Origin of the sequence: Rhizobium sp. B230/85 (assembly GCF_019355735.1) — a bacterium.
Lineage (GTDB): Bacteria > Pseudomonadota > Alphaproteobacteria > Rhizobiales > Rhizobiaceae > Rhizobium > Rhizobium rhododendri.
This window is the reverse complement of sequence record NZ_CP072157.1, coordinates 662,387-681,933: the sequence shown is the minus strand read 5'-3', so window position 1 is coordinate 681,933 and position 19,547 is coordinate 662,387. Positions and strand designations below refer to the sequence as shown.

The window sequence follows — 19,547 nt, the reverse complement described above, 5'->3', positions numbered from 1 at the left end:
CGCGATCCTGGTGGTGGGGCGGAGATCTCAATGCAGAATGGAGCGTCAAGCGCCATACTACGCGACGTCTCCGCTTCCTTGACCGTTGAGACGGTGAGGTGCCAATGCCGTCGATATAGGCGCGTCTGTCCCTCGCCAAACAGGCCACTTACCCGCGCAAGTCCAACATTTCGCATGTCCGGGAGGGGCCGATACGGCGTCGTCCTTATCGAATGGCAATCCCTTCCGCCTTCAGTCCGTCCTTCAATGCATCGATCATATCGTGACGGGTTTCCGACCACTGTGATGTCGTTGCCCAGTACTGGAGCGTCAAGACGGTCTTGTCGGCGGTAAGGTCATCCGAGAAGATACGGGGAGGCGGGTTCGTTTTGACGCGTTTGTCAGAGGTCACAATGCCGATGATGGTCCGTTTGACCGCCGCAGCATCCACATCGTTGCCTATCGCGACGGAAAGCTCCTGACGGCGCTCTCGTTCTCTGCTGTGGTTGGTGATCGGCGTATTCCACAGCGTCGAGTTCGGGGCCATCAGGTACAGACCGTCGACCGTTTTCATCTCCGTTGCAAACAGCCCGATCTCGACGATGAAGCCTTTGACGCTGCCCGTTTCGATGTATTCGCCGACCCGGAGAGGGCGGAGAACGAGGAGCATAATTCCGGCCGCGATATTCTGAAGGGTGCCCTGCAGGGCAAGGCCAATCGCCAGGCCCGCAGCGCCCAAGGCGGCAAGGAGCGAAGTCGTCTGGACGCCGAACTGACCGAGGACGGCCACGAAGACAAGCACCAGCAGTCCGTAATGGACGACGCTCTGGAAGAAGCGGGCCAGGGTCTCGTCAATGCCATGGATGCGCGACATTCCCTTGTAGACCCATCGGCTGATCACTCCCGAAAGGATCCAGCCGATCACCAGCAGGACGATGGCACCGACGATTGAGAAGGAGTATTGCACCGCGAGCGCAGCGAGTTGGCTGAAGGCTGTTCGTGTCGCGACGAGTATGTTGTCAGGCTGGGGATTCATGTCTGGTTCTCGGTTTCCGGTCTGCACAAAACCGGCATGGCAAAGCTTGGTTCCAATTACAGAGGTCCGATAGCTCTTGCCCCGAGACGTTCGACAGCGAGAGCCAATCTGGCGTGAACGATGTCGAAGACCAATGCCGCGGCAGAATTACACAGTCTCGGCAATGTCGGCTGGCCCACCCGCTGCCCGATCAACCCGATCGGTGTCGTCATCGAGCGCTTCTCAATGTGCTACCCGAAGAGGCCCACACCGGTCAGTTCTTCCAACTTGGCAACCAGCTGGTCTTGAAAGCCTATGTTGGTTACCTCGGCACTCGGCTGTCGTTGCTGGCGATGATGCCAGTAGAAGCCGCTGACCTTGGCGGATGAATCATCGCTCGCCGCAAGCCAGCTTTGGGTTTCCTGCCCGGTCTTGAGGTTGCCTGGTGCTCCGGCTCCACCCATTTTGGTTGCCACCCAGCCCGGATCGACGGAATTGCTGAACACCTGCGGCCAGTGGCGGCCGATCGCTGCGGCCAATGCGGCGATGTGCAGTTTGGTTTCCGCGTAGGCTTGAGATGGACTCCACTGTCTTGCCGTCCAATCGATGTCCTCAAGAGAGCCCCCACCACCTTGGTGCAGCCCGCTGCTGAGATAGACCAGACGGTCCGGGCGATCGATGAGGGCTGTCAGAATATAGGGTGCCAGCGTGTTGATGGCCAGCGTCCGCGCATGACCTTCGGGGGTATTGCCACGCTGGGGTTCGGCATAGACCCCAGCATTGTGAATGACCGCATCCATTCGGCCGATCGCGTTCACCTGATCGGCAAGTTTGCGGGTCTCGACTGCGCTCGTGAGATCGCCGATGACGACAGCCAATGCACGGGATGCGATGCTTCCCAATGTGGAGGCCCTTTCCCTGGTCCGGGCGTGAAGGACGACCTCGTGGCCTTGTTCCAGGAGCGAACTGGCAGCAGCGAGGCCGAGGCCATCAGAAGAACCGGTGATGAAGATGCGGCGCAAGGGAAACTCCGATTAAGGATCTTCAGATCAGATGTGGGTCGTACCCTATCACGATCGGTCGCCAGAACAGCGTCGCGCGACCGGACGGCCGCCGAAGGCATCTCCAGGTGACATGCAGGTACCGCCAGACCCGTCGATCCTTTGCTTGCTTGCCCGCTGCCTTTGCCTTCATCGGCGTCTCTGCCCTTCAACGTCGAGCTGGACGATGAAGGTCGCGCAGGCAGTGACCGTCGAAGGACATCGTCGGACGGTCAGGCTCAATAGGCAGCGTACATCGAATAATTCGCGCGCGATGGTGGGTAATGACGCAAGCGTGCTGATCTTGTAGATCGCAAGCCTTATCGTCCCGGCGCTATCGGCATGCTCGGCGAATGGCAGGGCACGCAAAGGTATGTAACGGCGGCCTGGTGCAATATCAGCGCGGATTTGCAGCCAAGTATACTTTCTCCGAAACCCGTTACCATCTCGAACAGGGCTATTAAACCTAATTTCCTCCACTATCAAAGTTGCGTTTCTGTTGTTTATATGAAAGAGACTACACATACTTTTATTTCGCTGGCTGATCAAAGCGGCGATATTGAAAATAGAGATCGGACGGATGGAAAATCTATCAAACGCTGCCAGCGAGGACTTACTCGTTGAATTGACCTCAGACATCGTATCGGCCTACGTGAGTAATCATGTCGTTCCTATGAGCGATTTGGGCTCCCTCATCGCCGACGTCCACGCGGCTTTGTTTTCAAGCTCGATACCTCCCGCTGAAGTGGCTGCCGAAAAGCAGAAGCCGGCCATTTCGGTCCGCAAATCTCTCCAGGACGATCAATTGACGTGCCTGGAATGTGGGCTTAGCTTCAAGTCGCTGAAGCGCCATCTGATGACCAGTCACTCCCTTCAACCCGATGAATATCGCGAGAAATGGGAGCTTTCGAGCGAATATCCCATGGTCGCACCGGCTTATGCAGACGCACGTTCGCGTTTGGCCAAGGAAAGTGGTCTTGGGCAGAGGCGTCGACAGAAGGTGGCCTGATTCGAAGGGGTAGGGCGTCTTTGAAAATCGATGCCCATCTCCAGTGCCAGAATTCAAGTGTTTCCCTTCCCTGGGCAAGGCAGCCCTCGCCCACAGTCCTTGAACGGTCGAAGTGTGACCGCCACGCCCGGTCGCAAGCCCTCCAACAGGATCGGTGATTTGACGCTTGTGTCGGGCCATGGCCCGGCCGGAGTTGCCTGCATCAGTCCCTTGGAACGGGAGGGCCAATCGAGGACAGGCGATTGCTCGGCCCGTTTCCAAGCCTGGCTGGTGCTTTCAGCTATCGATTTCCATTAAATTGCAATTCTAAATCGCGCTTCCGAAACCTCACCTTACGGTTTCACCCTCAATCAAGGGAGTGGACCTATCCTCTTTGACCCCCGATGAAATGTCGGCGTTCTACCAGCGCGGATCAGGCCACTCCGCATTTCCCCAGAGGGCGAATTCGGCCGGAGAGATCAGGTTTTTATCGCCGTTCTTCACGCGCATAGATCGTGTCCCGCCGGGTGGTGTAGGTTGTGGAGGGTAGCAAAGGCGAGTGCCCGCGCGCTTCCATAGCGCTGTAGCGGGTGATCGGCTTTGCGGGCGGCCACCAGTGTTTTCCGTTAGGGTCGGGTTGTTGAAGACCAACCTGACGGAAAGATCACCGATGACCAAAGACATGATGGACGTGCGCTCGCTTGTTGAGAAGAGCGCGGATGCAGATTTATTGCGTGAGATGATCGGTTTTGCCGCCGAGCGGCTCATGGAGCTGGAGGTCGGCTCAGCCACAGGTGCCGATTTCGGCGACAAGAACCCGTTGCGGCTTGCTCAGCGCAACGGCTACCGTGACCGTGATTGGGAAACCCGAGCTGGGACCGTGGAGCTTCGCATTCCGAAGCTGCGCAAGGGCAGCTACTTTCCGAGCTTCCTCGAACCCCGCCGCATGGCAGAGAAGGCTCTGACGGCGGTCATCCAGGAAGCTTATATCCAGGGCATCTCGACCCGTTCAGTTGACGACCTGGTCAAGGCCATGGGGATGAGTGGCATATCCAAAAGCCAGGTGAGCCGTCTCTGCGAAGAAATCGACGTTAAGGTGAAAGCGTTCCTCGACAGACCGATCGAAGGCGACTGGCCATATCTATGGGTCGATGCGACCTACCTCAAAGTCCGACGCGGCGGACGGGTTGTCTCTGTCGCTGTCATCATCGCCGTCGGCGTCAACAGTGATGGCCGGCGCGAGGTCCTGGGTATGGAGGTTGGCACGTCAGAAGCCGAACCGATCTGGACGGAATTTCTGCGCAAGTTGAAACGCCGAGGATTGCGCGGCGTCAAGCTTGTCATCTCCGATGCCCATGAAGGTCTCAAAGCGGCCGTGACCAAGGTTCTCAATGCCACCTGGCAGAGGTGCCGGGTTCACTTTATGCGGAACGTCTTGGCGCATGCCGGAAAGAGCGGTCGGCGGGTCGTCTCCGCCTTCATCGCAACGGCCTTTGCCCAGGAAACACCGGAGGCGGCCAGCGCTCAATGGCGTAGTGTCGCCGACCAGATCAGGCCGAAAGTGCCAAAACTTGCCACCATCATGGACGATGCCGAAGACGATGTTCTGGCCTACATGACCTTCCCGAGAGAGCACCGGGCAAAGCTACACTCGACCAATCCGATCGAGCGTCTCAACGGCGAAATCAAGCGCCGCACTGATGTGGTCGGTATCTTTCCCAACGACGAGGCAATCGTCCGTCTTGTCGGGGCGCTGCTGCTCGAACAGAACGATGAATGGGCCGTGCAGCGCGCCCGGTACATGACCCTTGAGACCATGGCCCAAATGAGCGATGATCCCCAAATCAGTTTGCCAGCAGTGGCTCGCTGATATCCCCTCCGACCTCAGTCGGAAAGCACGGCAATCAGCCGCGACCTACACCACGTCCAGGGGCACGATCCGCGCATAGGGTAAAAGCGGTCATACATCGGGTCGAGACTTGCGAGAAGTTGCGCAAAGCCGGCCTTCCTTTGCGCTTTCGTCCATGAGCTATAGAGAGCTCCGCGACTATCCATCATGTCGAACACCTCAGACTGAGCTGGGTCGAGGCGCTGCCAAAGATCGACGATAAGCCCGGCCTGCGCTCCAAAATCTTCGCGCAATCCATCTTCGATGACCGCCTCCAAGGCATAAGCGATGGCTTGTGTCTTGGCCGTGTGGTCGAGAAACGCGAGAGATTGCCTCAGCAGCCTCTGCTGCAACATAAGAACGGGCCAAAGGATCTGGACACCATAGCGGACGCCGACTTCCTCAGAGTGTTTGGGTGGTTGAATAATTTCGCGCTGCCGCTCATAGGCTTTTCGCACATCATACGCCAACCCGAGGAAAGAGCCCTCTTTGTCTTTCACGAGAGGCGAGCGGTCATTTACATCATGAACGACTTCATGCAGCCAGGTCAGAGACGTGTAGTCCCCGATCAATAGGATGCCGGCATGGTTCTTGAGCAAGCCATAGGAAAGCATCCGCAGTATCCTTTCATAAACTATGTGGAGGCTAGTTAGGCCGCCCATGGGTCAACGATGTCTATTCCGAAGCCTTCGAAATCCTTTGTATTGCGTGTCGCTAGCGTCAAATCGTGAGCGATGGTGGTGGCCGCGATCAGGCCGTCCATTGATGGAAGTCCCCGGCCGCTTCGCTTGGCACTTGCCACGAGGTTATTGGCCGCGAACGCGTCGGCAAGCTTGTCGCCGGCATCGTGTCAGCGGTGCCGTCTAAGGCGCGAGTCCCGAGCCATATTCCTCCGCAACGCGCCAAAACCAGTCCGCGTCGAGATTGAGTTTTCGCGCCGTCTCGCTGACCGCCGGGTCGGCGCGGTCGAATATCGCATAGCACAACTGCGTATCGTCGTGACGTGCGTGATAAGCGATACCGTCGACATTTTCACCGTGATCGAATATCGCGCGGGACCATGCCTGCGGCGCCCTATAGGGCAGGCCCGAATGGGGTACCTCCGCGGTCGCACCAGCTACAGCAAGTCCCTGACCGGTGAGGTTGACCATGCGCAGGTCCCGTGTCGCGGACATACGCACATAGGCTTTTCTTTTGAGAAACCCGATGTCGATCAGCGGGTTGCCAGGCGTCCGGAGAAATGTCTCGGCAAAGGCACCCTCGATGTTCCTAGCCGTATAGAGAACGCCATAGGATCCGTCCGGGGCGTTAAAACGCCCCAAATCGGATCTGTCGAAATAAACTGGTTCGAATGTCGATGTGTAGAACCGATGCATCACCGATCTGACAGCGATCGATACGATCTGGAGTTTGCGGCTCTGAAAATCCGCAGGTGGCAGAGGAGGGCTCAAGCGCCCTGTTCTCCAAATCTGCGCGCCGCATCGACGACGAGGGCGATGTTGCCTTCACGCAATACGTCGATCGGTCGTCTTCCGCTCAGCCTGTCGTCTTTCCTTGCCAGAAAGTTCAACACGCCCCAAGAGCTTTCGACCGGCAATACCGCTTGAACTTCCTTCAGACCGTCGATCAAGACCCCAGACCGATCAAATTGCAAGGTGGGATAGCGGCGCCGGTTGCTGGGTCCCGGCACCGCCAGTAAGCTGCCTTCCTGAACCCTCTTGTCCACCGCCTGGCGCGTGATGCCATTGAGAAGCGCCTGAACTTCCTCAAGGTCATAGGCTCCGCCCGAGGCTTTCAGATCGGACTGCGCGATGCGGATGCCCTGAAGGATTGCCTTGCTACGAGCGTCAGGCTCGAAAGCGCCTCTGTCGATCTTAGTTTTTGCATCTGTTGGCGGTGTTTCCTGGCGACCAGTTTCCGCTTGGGCCATGCGAACGAGGAACCCATCGCTCTGAATGCGCTCGGCCAAGCGGCGTGCGACCGATCTGGCCGCCGCGGGCTTCGACGTGACCACTGCCACCCGTGCACCGGAGGGTAGCGAAAAACCGTCGACATCGGCGAAAGGATTGGCTTTCAGCACAAACATCGTCATCATACCGTCCGGGCCGGCGTTGGTCTTCTTGCGCCTGCGCGCGGGTGCTCTCTGGACCATTTAATCATCTCCTGGTCACAAGATGGGATAGAGAGGCAACTTTGTCAACCTGGACAACTAGGTCAGATGATGACTCATTCAATTGCCCGCATCTGTCAAGCTTGGGTCAACCAGCTCGCCAATGCTGCGCGGCAAACTTTGGGCACAGAATGCCACTCACGAAAGATAGTCGAAAATCGTCCACCGGGGTTCGCCATAGTGTCCCGAGCAAATCCGCGTGGAACACGATGGAGCGAGACCAGCGCACAGCCGACGCGGTCAGGTTTCTTTGGGAGCCCCAAGCCAGGCATAGCGAAGTCCTAAAGCAAATGGACAACCGGGAGCCCGTTTCGACAATATAACTCAAAACGGTGACAGGAAGGTCCGCGGCAGCGACAGCTGCGGGACTCAGTTTTGCAGTGTAATTCGGAATGTCTTCTGTCTGCCCGACAACACGCTGCCTAGAGCCGTCAAATCGTAATTCAAGTTCAGCCCTCACTTAAGCCTTTCGGCGCAGATCTGTGCGACGATGTCCTGAAGCTGCTTGATCCGGCCGACAAGCCAATCAAGCTCTTCTTTGGTGATCTCATAGTGCGCTGAATATCGGGCATCAACATAGGCACGGTCGAGGCGGGTGAAGGATCGCGTTGCAAACTTTGTGTCGCGAGGCCAAGCCTCAATTAGGCGTGGATCGATGCGCTCCGCATGGGTTCTGAGCATGCCAAGGCGGTGCGATTTCGGGCTGTAGAGGGTCAGGACGAGAAGGACGCAATGGTAAAGCCGTTCAGATGCTTGGTGCAGCATGAACGCGGCATCGCGCCATCTTTGGCTTGAAATTCCAAATTCCGCGAAAGCGAATGCATCGACTGCTAACGGAAACCACTGATCGAAATGTTGTTGCGCCTCTTGCCGCTCGGCCTCCGGCGTCAGTGGCTTGGGCTCGGTTAGCGGATGCCCCGGGGCTTCGTATAGCATGATGCCATCACGGGCGATGTCGACAAAGAAGGGCAGGCCACGGGCAAGTTTATCATTCACGTCCGGCAAGCTATGAACGATGACTTTAGCCGGAGTCTGGAGGCGCTGTGTAACGGTGAATTCCTGTGTGAGGTGTTCGTCTATCTTAAGCCAGACCTCGTTTTCCTCAGCAAATCTGTTGGTGTTGACGATGGCCAGAAGGTCGTAGTCGGAGCGATAACCACTGTCGTGATCTTCCACCCAGTCACCACGGGCATAGGAGCCAAACAGGATCAGCTTCAGGATCCGTCCAGCCCGAGCTTTTTCGGAAAGCTTGGTCTTCTGGGCGTCCTCGAACTCCTCAAATATGATCTTCACGACCTGAGACAGCTCGCGGCGTTTTCTGTCGGGCAGATGATCAAGTTGCTCGGGGAAGATCAAAAAAATGGCCTCATGAAATATTTTTTGGAAATGCCAACATTGCGCAACGAGTGATCGATTCTGTGACGCAAGCGGCAAAAAAGCAAGTGCTGACGCCTGGTATTAGGCTGTGCCATCCGCTCTTCTCCACCAGTGAGCTCACGCTGTTCCTTCGGCATACTCGGCCGGAGGACCGTGTGGCAGATCATTCCATGGCTACTTAGATACCCTTACGGCGGATTACATTGAGCAGTGCCAACGCTTGGTCTATTGGCCGCGAACGCATCGGCAAGCTTGTCGCCGGCATCGAGCGCGAGAGTGCCCTGCTGGCAGATCCTAATGACCGGGCGGATCACTTCATGCGTCCATAGTAGGATTTGGAGTCCGAGCGTAAGAGTTGCGTGCTTGCAATATAAAGAGGCGCTCGGGAAAGTACGGATCCCGCCGACTCCGTTCTAACATGGACTGAAAAAAGATCCCCCTTCTGGCAGGGTAGCTCCAGACCTGCGTCAACGTTACCCTCTGATCGTCGCGAGATTGGAGAGCAGCAAGAGTCCATAGATCACGGCTACAATTGTTACCTGCCATACCAGTCCCGCAAACACGGAGACACACCACATCAGCAGCGCCGTGACCAAGATTGCAATGATCATCGAGAAAACAATCCCGGCAAGGCGTCGATAGAGGGGCCATATAAATACTCCCACCACGGCTATCCCCGTTGTCCGATTGCGATCGTAACCTGGCGCGCCGAGCCGACCGCTCCGCATATCATTATTGATACGGGTGATCCCCGCCAGAAAATAGGCCAGCACGACCACTGCACTCCAGAACTCCACGACCCTGCTCCTACCGTTGTTTGCGAATTGCCCTGTCCCGCCTGCCGATACCACAGTCCACGGCAAGTCCACGTGTCCGTCTCCCTGCCAGGGATGGCATGGCCACCCTGGGTCTCGCGAAGATTGCTCGGACAACCCCCATAGCAAAGCTTTCATTGGGATCAACATAAGCGGCAAGCGGACTTTATCTGGCATCGGTAGAGCGTTTATATGTATTGCGGATAGACACTTCACAATCTGTGAGCTTCTAAGTCTGCGCCTAGCTCTCGGGCCAGAAACTCCTTGGGATCGAGGCCGCTAGGGACCGGCCTGAAGTCGTTCCGCGGCAGTTTCGGCGTCGTTGGTCCGATTAATTCAAGGAGCGGGCCGTGACTGAGGGGATGGAGCCAGACGCCGAGCGTTCCAACGACTGCGCATCGCATCGGACACAGCCAGGTCCAGTTCAATCATGCCGGCTCGTGGCTTTGGTCGACGGAATGGGCTGGAAGCGGGTTCGCTTCGCGCCTGACAATACGGCGATATTGGAAAAGAAATCGGACGGATGGAAACTCCAGCAATCGCTCCAAGGGAGGACTTACTCGTTGAATTGACCTCGGATATCGTATCGGCAACCATGTCGTGTCCGTGAGCGATTTGGGGTCCCTCATCGCCGAGGTGCACGCGGCTTTGACGTCGAGCTCCCTGCCGCCCGCCGCTGAAGTGGTTGCCGAAAAGGAGAAGCCAGTCATTTCCGTCCGAAAGTCCATCCAGGACGACAAATTGACGTGCCTGGAATGTTGGCTTGCCTTCGAGTCTCTGAAGCGCCATCTAAGGACCAATCACTCGCTTCTACCGGAAGAATATCGCGAGAAACGGGAGCTTTCGAGCAACTATCCCATGGTCGCCCCGGCATACGCGGAGGCACGTTCACGTTTGGCCAAGGAGAGTGGTCTTGGGCAGAGCCGTCGGCAGAAGGTGGCCTGAAACGATGGGGTAGTGCATCTTGAAAATCGATGCCCATCTCACGTCCACAGTTCCATGGGCGAACCGGTCAAACGCCCTCGGTCCTTGAGCGGGCGAAGTGCAACCGCCATCCCAGGTCACTAGCCGTCAAACGGGATGATTGATTTCATGCTTTGTCGGGCCATGGTTCGTCCGGTATCGCCTGCATCAGTTCATCGGAATGGGATACCAATCGATGACAGGCGATTGCTCGGCCCGTTTCCAAGCCTGGCTGGTGCTTTCAGCTATCGATTTCCATTAAATTGCAATTCTAAATCGCGCTTCCGAAACCTCACCTTACGGTTTCACCCTCAATCAAGGGAGTGGACCTATCCTCTTTGACCCCCGATGAAATGTCGGCGTTCTACCAGCGCGGATCAGGCCACTCCGCATTTCCCCAGAGGGCGAATTCGGCCGGAGAGATCAGGTTTTTATCGCCGTTCTTCACGCGCATAGGGTAAAAGCGGTCATACATCGGGTCGAGACTTGCGAGAAGTTGCGCAAAGCCGGCCTTCCTTTGCGCTTTCGTCCATGAGCTATAGAGAGCTCCGCGACTATCCATCATGTCGAACACGTCAGGCTGCGATGGATCGAGGCGCTGCCAAAGATCGATGATAAGCCCGGCCTGCGCTCCAAAATCTTCGCGCAATCCATCTTCGATGACCGCCTCCAAGGCATAAGCGATGGCTTGTGTCTTGGCCGTGTGGTCGAGAAACGCGAGAGATTGCCTCAGCAGCCTCTGCTGCAACATAAGAACGGGCCAAAGGATCTGGACACCATAGCGGACGCCGACTTCCTCAGAGTGTTTGGGTGGTTGAATAATTTCGCGCTGCCGCTCATAGGCTTTTCGCACATCATACGCCAACCCGAGGAAAGAGCCCTCTTTGTCTTTCACGAGAGGCGAGCGGTCATTTACATCATGAACGACTTCATGCAGCCAGGTCAGAGACGTGTAGTCCCCGATCAATAGGATGCCGGCATGGTTCTTGAGCAAGCGGTAGGAAAGCATCCGCAGTATCCCTTGAGAGCCAATGCGTAGGCCAAGTCAGACCGCCCATGGGTCAACGAGGTCTATTCCGAAGCCGTCGAAATCCTTTGTATTGCGTGTCGCAAGCGTCAAATCGCGAGCGACGGCGGTGGCCGCGATCAGACCGTCCATGGATGCAAGTCCCCGGCCGCTTCGCTTGGCGAGAGCCATGAGATCACCCCAAGCCAAGGCAACATGCGCCTCCACCGGAATAATCCTGTTTTCGAAACGTCGGGGCAGATCATCCGTAAGCCACGCGTCAAGGGCGTCGCGCTTTCGCCCAATGTCCATCAGCGCAACTCCGCGGCGGATTTCGGCAATCGAGATTATGCTGATGAATGTGCGATCTTCATCAAGCCCGTGAAGCCAATTCAAGACACGTTCAGCAGGGCGAAGTTTTGTAACTTCGGACAGAACATTGGTGTCGAGGAGCAGTCTCATAGGGGCAAGTCGCGCGGCTCGTCTCTTAGCCGCTCATTGTCCAGATCGGCGCCACGCAGAGGCGAAGCCAATAGAAATTCCGCAAGCGATCCCCTACGCGCAGTCTTCTTCTCCCACTCTTCGGCAGAGACGACCACCACGCTCGGCTTCCCGTTGCGGGTAATGGTCTGAGGCGCCGACTGCGCGCGCTCCATCACCTCCGAAAGCCTTGCCTTCGCTCCCGCAACTGTCCAGCTCATATCATCGTGCGTTGATGCCCGCATTATCTCGCCTATAACTATCATGACCATAGTGACCATATTGCCTAAGGGACGTCTTTGCAACAGCGCCGCCAGACAATACTGCGGTAGGCGCAGCGAAAGTCCCAATGCTTTTCTTCGAGTTAAGCCTAGGCGATCGCGCCGCCGCTGATATCTGCGGGTCATCCGTAGGAACACCAAGCCGTTTCCTGGACGAAGCGTTCGTCGGCCTCGGCATTGGAGGCGAGGCCAGCGCAATGGGAGTGACCAGAGACCGTGAAGGCGCGCTCGACCCTGCTGAGCTCGCCGCGAGCTCTGCGGCCCGCTTCACAAGCGGGGCGGGGTCCCTTCCGTTCCGTTCGGCCAATCGGACCCGAGAGCCTCCCCTTGCCCAGTCACGCGGCGAAAGAGGGGGACATAGACTATACGGTGACGCAGATGTCCTCTGCCCACGAGTCTTCTGTTTAACTGAGGGCGAGTAGACTGATCGCAGCAGCGACATAGCTCCAGGATTCAGTTTTGCAGTATAATTCGGAATGTCTTCCGTCTGCCCGACGGCTTGCTGCCCAGAGTCGTCAAATCGTCATTCAAGTTCAGGCATTCCTTTAAGCCTTTCGGCGCAGATCTGCGCGACGATGTCCTGAAGCTGTTTGATGTGGTGAACAAGCCAGCCAAGCTCTTCTGTAGTGATTTCGTAATTGGCGGAGTAGCGAGCATCGACATAAGCGCGGTCAAGACGGGTGAAGCACCGCCGGGCAAATTTCGTATCACGCGGCCAAATCTCAATGAGTCGGGGCTCAATTCGCTCGGCGTGTGTTCGCAACATGCTCAGCCGGTGGGATTTTGGGCTGTAGAGAGTCATTACGAGAAGCAGGCAATGATAGGCCCTTTCTGTAGTTTGGTGGAGCATAAATGCACCGTCGCGCCAGATACCGTTCGTGATACTAAACTCAGCGACGGTCATCGCTTCGGTCGAGAGCGGAAACCACTGTTCGAAATGTCGTTGCGCCTCTTGGCGCTCAGCCTCTGGTGTCAGAGCCTTCGGCTCAGTCATCGGATGCCCCGGGGCCTCATAAAGCATGATGCCATCACGGGCGATATCGACAAAGAAGGGCAGGCCGCGGGCAAGTTTATCATTCACGTCCGGCAAGCTATGAACAATGACTTTCGCCGGCGTCTGTAGGCGCTGTGTGACGGTGAAGTCCTGTGTCAGATGTTCGTCTATCCTATGCCAGACTTCGTTTTCCTCAGCAAATCTGTTGGTGTCGACGATGGCCAGAAGGTCGTAGTCGGAGCGATAACCGCTGTCGTGATCTTCGACCCAGTCGCCCCGGGCATAGGAGCCAAACAGGATCAGCTTCAGAATCCGTCCCGCGCGAGCTTTTTCCGAAAGTTTGGTTTTCTGGGCGTGCTCGAACTCCTCAAAGATAATCTGCACGACGTGAGAAAGCTCGCGGCGTTTTGTGGCGGGCAGATGATCGAGTTGCTCGGGGAAGATCAAAACGGCCTCATAAAAGTTTTCTTTGGAACTGCAGACCTCGCGATAGATCGATTCTGTGACGCAAGCAGCAAAAAAGCAAGCGCTGACGCACTGCTATTGAGCTGTGCCATCCGTGCTTCTCCACCAGTGAGCTAACGCTGTCTTTCGGAATACTCGGCCAGAGGATCGTGTTGCGGATGATTATATGATCACTTCGATACCCTTGCGGCGGATCACATTGAGCAATGCCAACGCCGGGCCCGTCGGCCGCTTCAATCCGCGTTCTCCCTGCGAGAGATGCCCGACCGTATTTCGCAACTACAGCCCGGCTGATGTGTGCACCTTTTCGCAATGCCGTGATATCTTCGGCCGAAAGCGGAGCGGCCGTCGGGGCGGCATCGGCGAATTCACGCAAAGTAATTTTGCGGAAACCATCCTCACTCAGTGCTTCGTTTGCACCCATTTAATTGGCCAGCTTAACGATTTCAAGTCTGAGCTTGGATGGCATCTTAGCCTTCGTCGTCATGGCGTACCTCATTCGAGGGCGGTCCGGCCGTCTATCCCCAAGCGGCGCTACGTAGTGTTCTGGGCGACGTGAGGCGTCACCTTTGCGTCCCTCAAAGCGGCCACTAAGTCGGCCGTATCGTAAGCTTTTTCGGCGTCCAGTGTGATGCGATGACGTCCATCCGTGCGGCCCGCCATATCCAGAGCTGCTTCGCGCCATGCGGTTCCTCTCGCATGCATCAGCGTGGCGCCAACAACCAGGCCGTTACGGTTTTACATTATGACATGAAACCTGTGGCAGAGCTTGGCCACCTGACCGCGGGCCTTCTTGTAAAGCTTGGTGTCCGGCCAGGTGGTCGACGCGTGAGCTGCGGCCCTAGGTGGCTCTTTCCCTTCGCGCAGAGCTGCTGCCGTCATGTCGCCCTTGGGTTTGTAGCTTTTCATGTTCGGCCAGGCTTGGATCAAGGCGCCGTCTACCGAGAACTGCACGTCAGACAGCAGCAAGTTTACCTGCGGTGACTCAGCAAGGCCGCCAGGAACTTGGCAGCGATGCCGCCCGCATAGAGGCGATCGCGGTTCTTGGTGAACACGGTGACGTCCGAGATCGGTGCGTCCATCGACAAGCCGACGAACCAGCAGAAAAGAAAATCGTATTCGATCTACTCTATGAGCTGACGCTCCGAGCGAATCGTGTAAAACGCCTGCAACAACATGCCGCGCAGCAGCTTCTCCGGTAGGATCGACGGACGGTTTATGACTGAATACATCACCTCGAAATCCGGCGACAGCACTTCCAGCGCCTAGTCTACAATCTTGCGGATCGCCCGCAGCGGATGGCTTGCCGGAACGCGGGCTTCGCAGCTCACATATTAAAACTGATTTGCCGTCCGAATATTACTGAAAGCATGTACTATTTCTGCCGACCGATCAATAAGGCGTGGAATAACGAAAATACGCTCGCAGCAAGGGCTTTTTTTCGGTAGCGGTTGTGGATCCTAATCCTTGTCAACAATATTACCACGTACTGCAATAAATATCCGCTTGCGCTTATAATTGTCAGGGCGAGAATGCTGTAGCCGTAGTTTTTTGCCGATATCCGCCGTATAGGGGAGCCGTTGCAAGGCGTTGAACACCGGGGCTGTTATGCTGACATATGATCCATCTCCTGTTATCGGCGGTGCTCCGAAATCAAAACTGCCCATCGTCGTTGATCTCGATGGGACGCTGGTACTGTCTGATACGCTTCACGAAACTGCAGCAATGGCGTTATTTCGTAACCCTGTAGGGTTCGGTCGCTCTCTCCTCTCCCTGACCAAGGGACGACATGCGCTCAAAGCGGCGCTGGCAAGCGAGGTCAATGTCGTAGACGAGGTGTTCCCCTTGCGCGAAGACCTGGTAAAATGGCTACGTGAGAAGGCGCAGGAAGGACATAAGTTGCACCTGTGTTCTGCCGCCGACCAAACGATTGTCGACAAAATCGCACAGCGGGTAGGGATTTTTGCATCTGCCACTGGTTCGGCGAACGTGAATTTGAAGGGCAAGGCGAAGGCGGCCTACCTTCAAAAGCAGTTTCCCAGTGGCTTCATCTATGCAGGAGACCACGATGTCGATATCCCCGTATGGGAGGTATCAGATGGCATAGTGCTCGCCGGTACCAGCCAGGATGTCAGCCAACGTGCAAAAATGCTCGGTAAGCCTATTCTACAGGAGTTCCATAATACTCCCTTGAAGGTCAGGGAGTTCATGAGAGCAATTCGCGTCCACCACTGGACAAAGAATATCCTGCTCTTTGTCCCGATTATCCTGGCTCACGAATGGACTAATCCTTCGTTGATTGCGCAGACAATCCTGGCATTTTTCTGCCTTTTGGCAGTTACCTCCGCCACTTATCTGCTCAATGATATCGCTGACCTTAACGCCGACCGTCACCACTGGTCTAAGCGAAGCCGTGCGTTGGCCAGTGGTCGCCTCGCCATTAGCTCCGGATTTTTTATAGCGGGCTCTCTGCTACTCGGTGGATTTTTCGTAGCACTAATATTGTCGCTTGAGTTCGCGACTGCGCTCCTGGCATACCTTCTCATCACGGGTTCCTATTCCCTGGGCCTCAAAAGGGTGCCGCTCCTAGATACGCTAATCATTGGCATTCTGTTTACCACCCGCCTGATCATGGGAATCACTTTGCTGGAAAATCAGCGGCCGGAATGGCTGTTGACATTCGCCGTTTTCTTTTTCTTCTCATTGGCAACAGCCAAACGTCACACGGAGATCGTGCGTGCCGCCTCCAGTGGAGCCGATAGCCTCACGAGTCGCGGCTACCAGCTCGAGGATGCTGCGCTAACCTTGGCGCTCGGCGTTGGTGCGGCGATCGCTTCCCTTGTGGTGTTTATGATCTTCGTATTGCAAGAGTTGACACCGGGTTTCGCCTATACGCGTCCTGAGTTGCTCAGCGGCATTTCAATTATCATGTCAATCTGGCTAGGCCGTATCTGGCTGCTGTCGCATCGTGGTCAAATGAATGACGATCCCGTTAGTTTTGCCATCCGCGACCGCGTGAGTATTGGTCTCGGTATTGTTGTGGCACTGCTTTTTTTGGTGGCGTTATGACGACATTTAGCCGCCAAGACGATTTTCACTCCTGGGGGAACGTGCTGAAAGAAGAGCACCAGGTCGCACGGCCTGTATGGCGTGACCAGTTGAAGGCGACCGCGCTTACCGGCCGCCAGCAGGGTCTGACCTTGCTCGGAACCGGCTTACGGCGCTCTTACGGCGACAGTGGCCTTAATCCAGCAGGCGGCGTCATCGATATGGCGGGTGTCGATCGGATCATCTATTTCGACCCCACCGGGGGTATTCTGCGTGCGGAAGCCGGCCTGTCGTTCGACTCGCTTCTGCGGTTAATCGTGCGACAAGGATTTTTTCTCCCGGTGACGCCGGGTACGAGGTACGTGACCCTAGGCGGTGCTGTCGGAAACGACATCCATGGTAAGAACCACCATAAAAGTGGTTCGATCGGACGGTGGGTTCGAAGTTTAGGCCTTTTGCGATCAGATGGCGAAGAGCTTGAGCTTTCTCCGACGCAAAACTCCGAATTGTTTACCGCGACTATTGGCGGTCTAGGGCTTACAGGCCTAATCACCTGGGTCGAACTTGAACTGATCGCCGTTGAAAGTGCGAGTATCGATGCCGAAAATATTCCTTTCGGGGATCTACATGACTTTTTTACGCTGGCTAGGGAAAGCGAACAGAACTTCGATTATACGGTCTCGTGGATCGACTGCCTCGCCAGAGGCACGTCTCTAGGCCGTGGTTTGTTTTCGCGCGGCAATCATGCCAAGACAGGCTCCACGCTGCCCGACCGAAGCAATACCATGTTCACCATGCCTATGAACCTGCCCAAATTGGCGATGAACAGATATTCGATAAGCGCTTTCAATGCACTTTATTACTGGAACGGCAGGCGCAAAAGTGGAGGAGCCCGTATTGGACTACATCCATTCTTTTACCCGTTGGACTCGATCGGTCGCTGGAACAGGCTATACGGCCGAGATGGAATGTTTCAATATCAGTCAGTTGTTCCCTCCGCAGTTCAGGAGGACGCGACCAGGGACATGTTGAAGGCCATCTCCGCGAGCGGCCAGGGGTCGTTCCTCGCTGTTCTGAAGACGTTCGGGGCCTTGAAATCGCCTGGCCTACTGTCGTTTCCTAAAGAGGGTACAACCCTCGCGTTGGACTTCCCGAACCATGGTGGCAGGACACTTAGGCTGATGGAGCGCCTCGACGCTATCGTTCTGGAGGCTGGCGGCCGGCTTTATCCCGCCAAGGACGGCAGGATGTCAGCTCAGATGTTTCAGCAGGGTTATCCCGCTTGGCAGGAATTCGCTAAACACCTAGATACCGGGTTCAGCTCTCACTTTTGGCAGCGTGTCTCGCAAGTATGAAGGAAAGAAAATTGCGCGTCATCATTTTGGGAGCGACTTCGTCAATCGCTGCATGCACGGCCCGACTTTACGCAAAGGAGGGGGCCTCGATTCTTCTGGTGGGACGCGATGCTGGCCGGCTGTCGCAGATGGCCGTGGATCTTAAGGCACGTGGAGCGGAAATGGCCGAGGTGGCCATAAGCGATCTTGCGGCTGCAACCGACGCTGACACGCAGTTTGCCGATTTCGTCCAGCAAATAGGTGGTGTCGACCATGTGTTGATCGCCTACGGCATTCTCGGTGATCAAGGTGCAGCCGAGCGTGACTTGGTCGCAGCCGAAGAGATCCTGCGCGTCAACTTCAATTCGGCTGCCGCATGGTGCCTGACGGCGGCCAATACGCTCGAAACCCAGGGACGCGGCAGTCTCGTCGTCATCGGTTCAGTTGCTGGCGACCGCGGGCGGCGCGCCAATTTCATCTATGGCGCGGCCAAGGCTGGCCTCGAAACGCTGGTTCAGGGTATCGCCCACCGCTTCGCCGACAAGGGGCCACGCGTTGTTCTGGTTAAGCCAGGCCCAACAGTCACGCCGATGACCGAAGGAATGAACCGAAAGGGCGCGCTCTGGGCGCAGCCTGAACAGATTGCAGAAATCACCCACGCCCGCGCCTACCGCGGGGGATCTGTTGCCTATGCGCCCGGCTTTTGGCGATACATTATGCTGATCATTCGCAACCTACCTGCGGCGATATTCAACCGGATGGAAATCTAGTGGAAAAAATCGTCATAACCGGAGCCGCCGGACTGGTCGGGCAAAACGTCATCGCTCGCCTGAAGGGTACGCCCGGGCTGAAGATCGTTGGTATCGATAAGCATCCAAGCAACACTGCCCTGCTGCGTAGTCTGCATCCGGAAATCGAAGTGATCGAGGCGGATCTGGCGGTCGTGGGCCCCTGGATAGATGCCTTTGCCGGCGCAGACTCGGTGCTGTTGAACCAGGCACAGATCGGTGGACTGATCGAGCGGGAGTTCACCGATAATAACGTGACTGCCACGGAGCAAATCGTGGAGGCGATGCGCCATCACGGCACGCGATATTTCGTTCATATCTCCTCATCGGTGGTCAACTCGAAGGCAGACGATTTCTACACGCGCTCCAAGACCACCCAGGAGCGGTTCATAGACACCGTCGCCGACATCCCACATGTGGTATTGCGCCCAACGCTGATGTTCGGCTGGTTTGATCGTAAACATTTGGGCTGGTTGCGCCGCTTCATGGATCGCGTACCGGTTTTCCCAATTCCAGGCGATGGAAAATTCATCCGTCAGCCGCTTTACGTCGGGGATTTCTCGAGCATTATCATCTCGTCTCTCAAGAGCAAGCAGGTTGGCACCTACGACATATCCGGGCTTCAGCAAACATATTACGGTGATGTCATTCAGATGATACACGACACCGTCAGACCCAAGGCGCGCATCGTGCATATTCCCTACCAGTTGTTCTGGTGGCTGCTTTTCGTCTATGGCAAGGTTTCAAAAAAGCCGCCGTTCACAACAAGCCAGTTGGAAGCTCTTGTGATCCCCGAGACTTTCCCTGTGATCGACTGGCCGACTATTTTCAACGTCCAGGCGACGCCGCTGACGGACGCCATCAGTGAGAGTTATCTCGACCCGCGTTACAGCAAGATTATACTGGACTTTTAGGA

At 56.2% G+C, this 19,547-nt stretch carries 19 protein-coding genes and 3 pseudogenes; 8 read left to right on the top strand and 14 right to left on the bottom strand.

Annotated elements, in window-relative coordinates; translation table 11 throughout:
• Positions 1-205: 205 nt before the first annotated feature.
• The gene (locus J5289_RS21205; RefSeq protein ID WP_143123436.1) at positions 206-1,015 is read right to left on the bottom strand and encodes a mechanosensitive ion channel family protein; all 810 of its coding nucleotides are present in this window, start codon (positions 1,013-1,015) and stop codon (positions 206-208) included.
• A 230-nt stretch (positions 1,016-1,245) separates the two neighbouring features.
• A complete protein-coding gene (locus tag J5289_RS21200; RefSeq protein WP_209207352.1) occupies positions 1,246-2,016 on the bottom strand; it encodes an SDR family NAD(P)-dependent oxidoreductase in 771 nt (256 codons plus the stop codon).
• Positions 2,017-2,614: 598 nt separating this feature from the next.
• Between J5289_RS21200 and J5289_RS21195 the strand changes: the two genes are divergently transcribed.
• Both J5289_RS21195 and J5289_RS21190 read left to right on the top strand, forming a co-directional pair.
• Positions 2,615-3,043, top strand: coding sequence for a MucR family transcriptional regulator (locus J5289_RS21195; protein ID WP_209187847.1), 429 nt, complete (start codon positions 2,615-2,617; stop codon positions 3,041-3,043).
• 649 nt (positions 3,044-3,692) lie between these two features.
• Positions 3,693-4,892, top strand: coding sequence for an IS256 family transposase (locus J5289_RS21190; protein ID WP_209207809.1), 1,200 nt, complete (start codon positions 3,693-3,695; stop codon positions 4,890-4,892).
• 14 nt (positions 4,893-4,906) lie between these two features.
• Here J5289_RS21190 and J5289_RS21185 read toward each other — a convergent pair whose 3' ends face one another.
• The 5 genes and pseudogenes from J5289_RS21185 to J5289_RS21170 form a co-directional block, all read right to left on the bottom strand.
• A complete protein-coding gene (locus J5289_RS21185) occupies positions 4,907-5,524 on the bottom strand; it encodes a hypothetical protein (RefSeq protein ID WP_209207971.1) in 618 nt (205 codons plus the stop codon).
• Positions 5,525-5,559: 35 nt separating this feature from the next.
• Positions 5,560-5,709 (bottom strand): annotated as a pseudogene (locus J5289_RS29425) (VapC toxin family PIN domain ribonuclease); the annotation flags it as partial.
• Between the two features lie 64 nt (positions 5,710-5,773).
• A complete protein-coding gene (locus J5289_RS21180) occupies positions 5,774-6,361 on the bottom strand; it encodes an RES family NAD+ phosphorylase (protein ID WP_209207972.1) in 588 nt (195 codons plus the stop codon).
• Complete coding sequence (locus J5289_RS21175) at positions 6,358-7,062, bottom strand: hypothetical protein (protein WP_247750846.1); 705 nt, start codon at positions 7,060-7,062, stop codon at positions 6,358-6,360. Before J5289_RS21175 ends, J5289_RS21180 begins: the two co-directional genes overlap by 4 nt.
• A gap of 474 nt (positions 7,063-7,536) precedes the next feature.
• Positions 7,537-8,436 carry a HEPN domain-containing protein gene (locus tag J5289_RS21170; protein ID WP_209207973.1) on the bottom strand — a complete coding sequence of 300 codons (900 nt, stop codon included), beginning with the start codon at positions 8,434-8,436 and terminating at the stop codon, positions 7,537-7,539.
• Between the two features lie 224 nt (positions 8,437-8,660).
• Between J5289_RS21170 and J5289_RS29420 the strand changes: the two genes are divergently transcribed.
• Positions 8,661-8,786, top strand: a complete 126-nt coding sequence (locus J5289_RS29420; protein WP_257625516.1) for a hypothetical protein — start codon at positions 8,661-8,663, stop codon at positions 8,784-8,786.
• A gap of 144 nt (positions 8,787-8,930) precedes the next feature.
• Here J5289_RS29420 and J5289_RS21165 read toward each other — a convergent pair whose 3' ends face one another.
• Complete coding sequence (locus tag J5289_RS21165) at positions 8,931-9,254, bottom strand: hypothetical protein (RefSeq protein ID WP_209207974.1); 324 nt, start codon at positions 9,252-9,254, stop codon at positions 8,931-8,933.
• 541 nt (positions 9,255-9,795) lie between these two features.
• Between J5289_RS21165 and J5289_RS21160 the strand changes: the two are divergent.
• A pseudogene (locus J5289_RS21160) lies at positions 9,796-10,217 on the top strand (MucR family transcriptional regulator).
• A 382-nt stretch (positions 10,218-10,599) separates the two neighbouring features.
• Here J5289_RS21160 and J5289_RS21155 read toward each other — a convergent pair.
• The 6 genes and pseudogenes from J5289_RS21155 to J5289_RS29415 form a co-directional block, all read right to left on the bottom strand.
• The gene (locus J5289_RS21155; protein WP_209207975.1) at positions 10,600-11,244 is read right to left on the bottom strand and encodes a hypothetical protein; all 645 of its coding nucleotides are present in this window, start codon (positions 11,242-11,244) and stop codon (positions 10,600-10,602) included.
• Positions 11,245-11,280: 36 nt separating this feature from the next.
• The gene (locus tag J5289_RS21150; RefSeq protein WP_209207976.1) at positions 11,281-11,703 is read right to left on the bottom strand and encodes a type II toxin-antitoxin system VapC family toxin; all 423 of its coding nucleotides are present in this window, start codon (positions 11,701-11,703) and stop codon (positions 11,281-11,283) included.
• The gene (locus J5289_RS21145) at positions 11,700-11,966 is read right to left on the bottom strand and encodes a type II toxin-antitoxin system Phd/YefM family antitoxin (RefSeq protein WP_209207977.1); all 267 of its coding nucleotides are present in this window, start codon (positions 11,964-11,966) and stop codon (positions 11,700-11,702) included. The genes J5289_RS21150 and J5289_RS21145 overlap by 4 nt, the downstream gene beginning before the upstream one ends.
• 559 nt (positions 11,967-12,525) lie before the next feature.
• Positions 12,526-13,443 (bottom strand): HEPN domain-containing protein, encoded by a 918-nt coding sequence (locus J5289_RS21140; protein WP_209207978.1) that lies wholly within the window; start codon positions 13,441-13,443, stop codon positions 12,526-12,528.
• Positions 13,444-13,450: 7 nt separating this feature from the next.
• Complete coding sequence (locus J5289_RS21135; protein ID WP_209207979.1) at positions 13,451-13,885, bottom strand: hypothetical protein; 435 nt, start codon at positions 13,883-13,885, stop codon at positions 13,451-13,453.
• A 113-nt stretch (positions 13,886-13,998) separates the two neighbouring features.
• A pseudogene (locus tag J5289_RS29415) lies at positions 13,999-14,792 on the bottom strand (transposase); the annotation flags it as partial.
• Between the two features lie 277 nt (positions 14,793-15,069).
• On the opposite strand from J5289_RS29415, the gene J5289_RS21120 reads away from it, so the two are divergent.
• From J5289_RS21120 to J5289_RS21105, 4 genes are read left to right on the top strand one after another with little or no spacing between them, the layout of a single operon-like run.
• Entirely contained in the window at positions 15,070-16,530 is a 1,461-nt protein-coding gene (locus J5289_RS21120) for a UbiA family prenyltransferase (RefSeq protein WP_209207982.1), read from the top strand.
• On the top strand, positions 16,527-17,864 hold the full coding sequence (locus tag J5289_RS21115; RefSeq protein ID WP_209207983.1) for an FAD-binding oxidoreductase: 1,338 nt from the start codon (positions 16,527-16,529) through the stop codon (positions 17,862-17,864). The genes J5289_RS21120 and J5289_RS21115 overlap by 4 nt, the downstream gene beginning before the upstream one ends.
• On the top strand, positions 17,861-18,613 hold the full coding sequence (locus tag J5289_RS21110; protein WP_209207984.1) for an SDR family NAD(P)-dependent oxidoreductase: 753 nt from the start codon (positions 17,861-17,863) through the stop codon (positions 18,611-18,613). Before J5289_RS21115 ends, J5289_RS21110 begins: the two co-directional genes overlap by 4 nt.
• On the top strand, positions 18,613-19,545 hold the full coding sequence (locus J5289_RS21105) for an NAD(P)-dependent oxidoreductase (protein ID WP_209207985.1): 933 nt from the start codon (positions 18,613-18,615) through the stop codon (positions 19,543-19,545). Before J5289_RS21110 ends, J5289_RS21105 begins: the two co-directional genes overlap by 1 nt.
• Positions 19,546-19,547 lie beyond the last annotated feature (2 nt).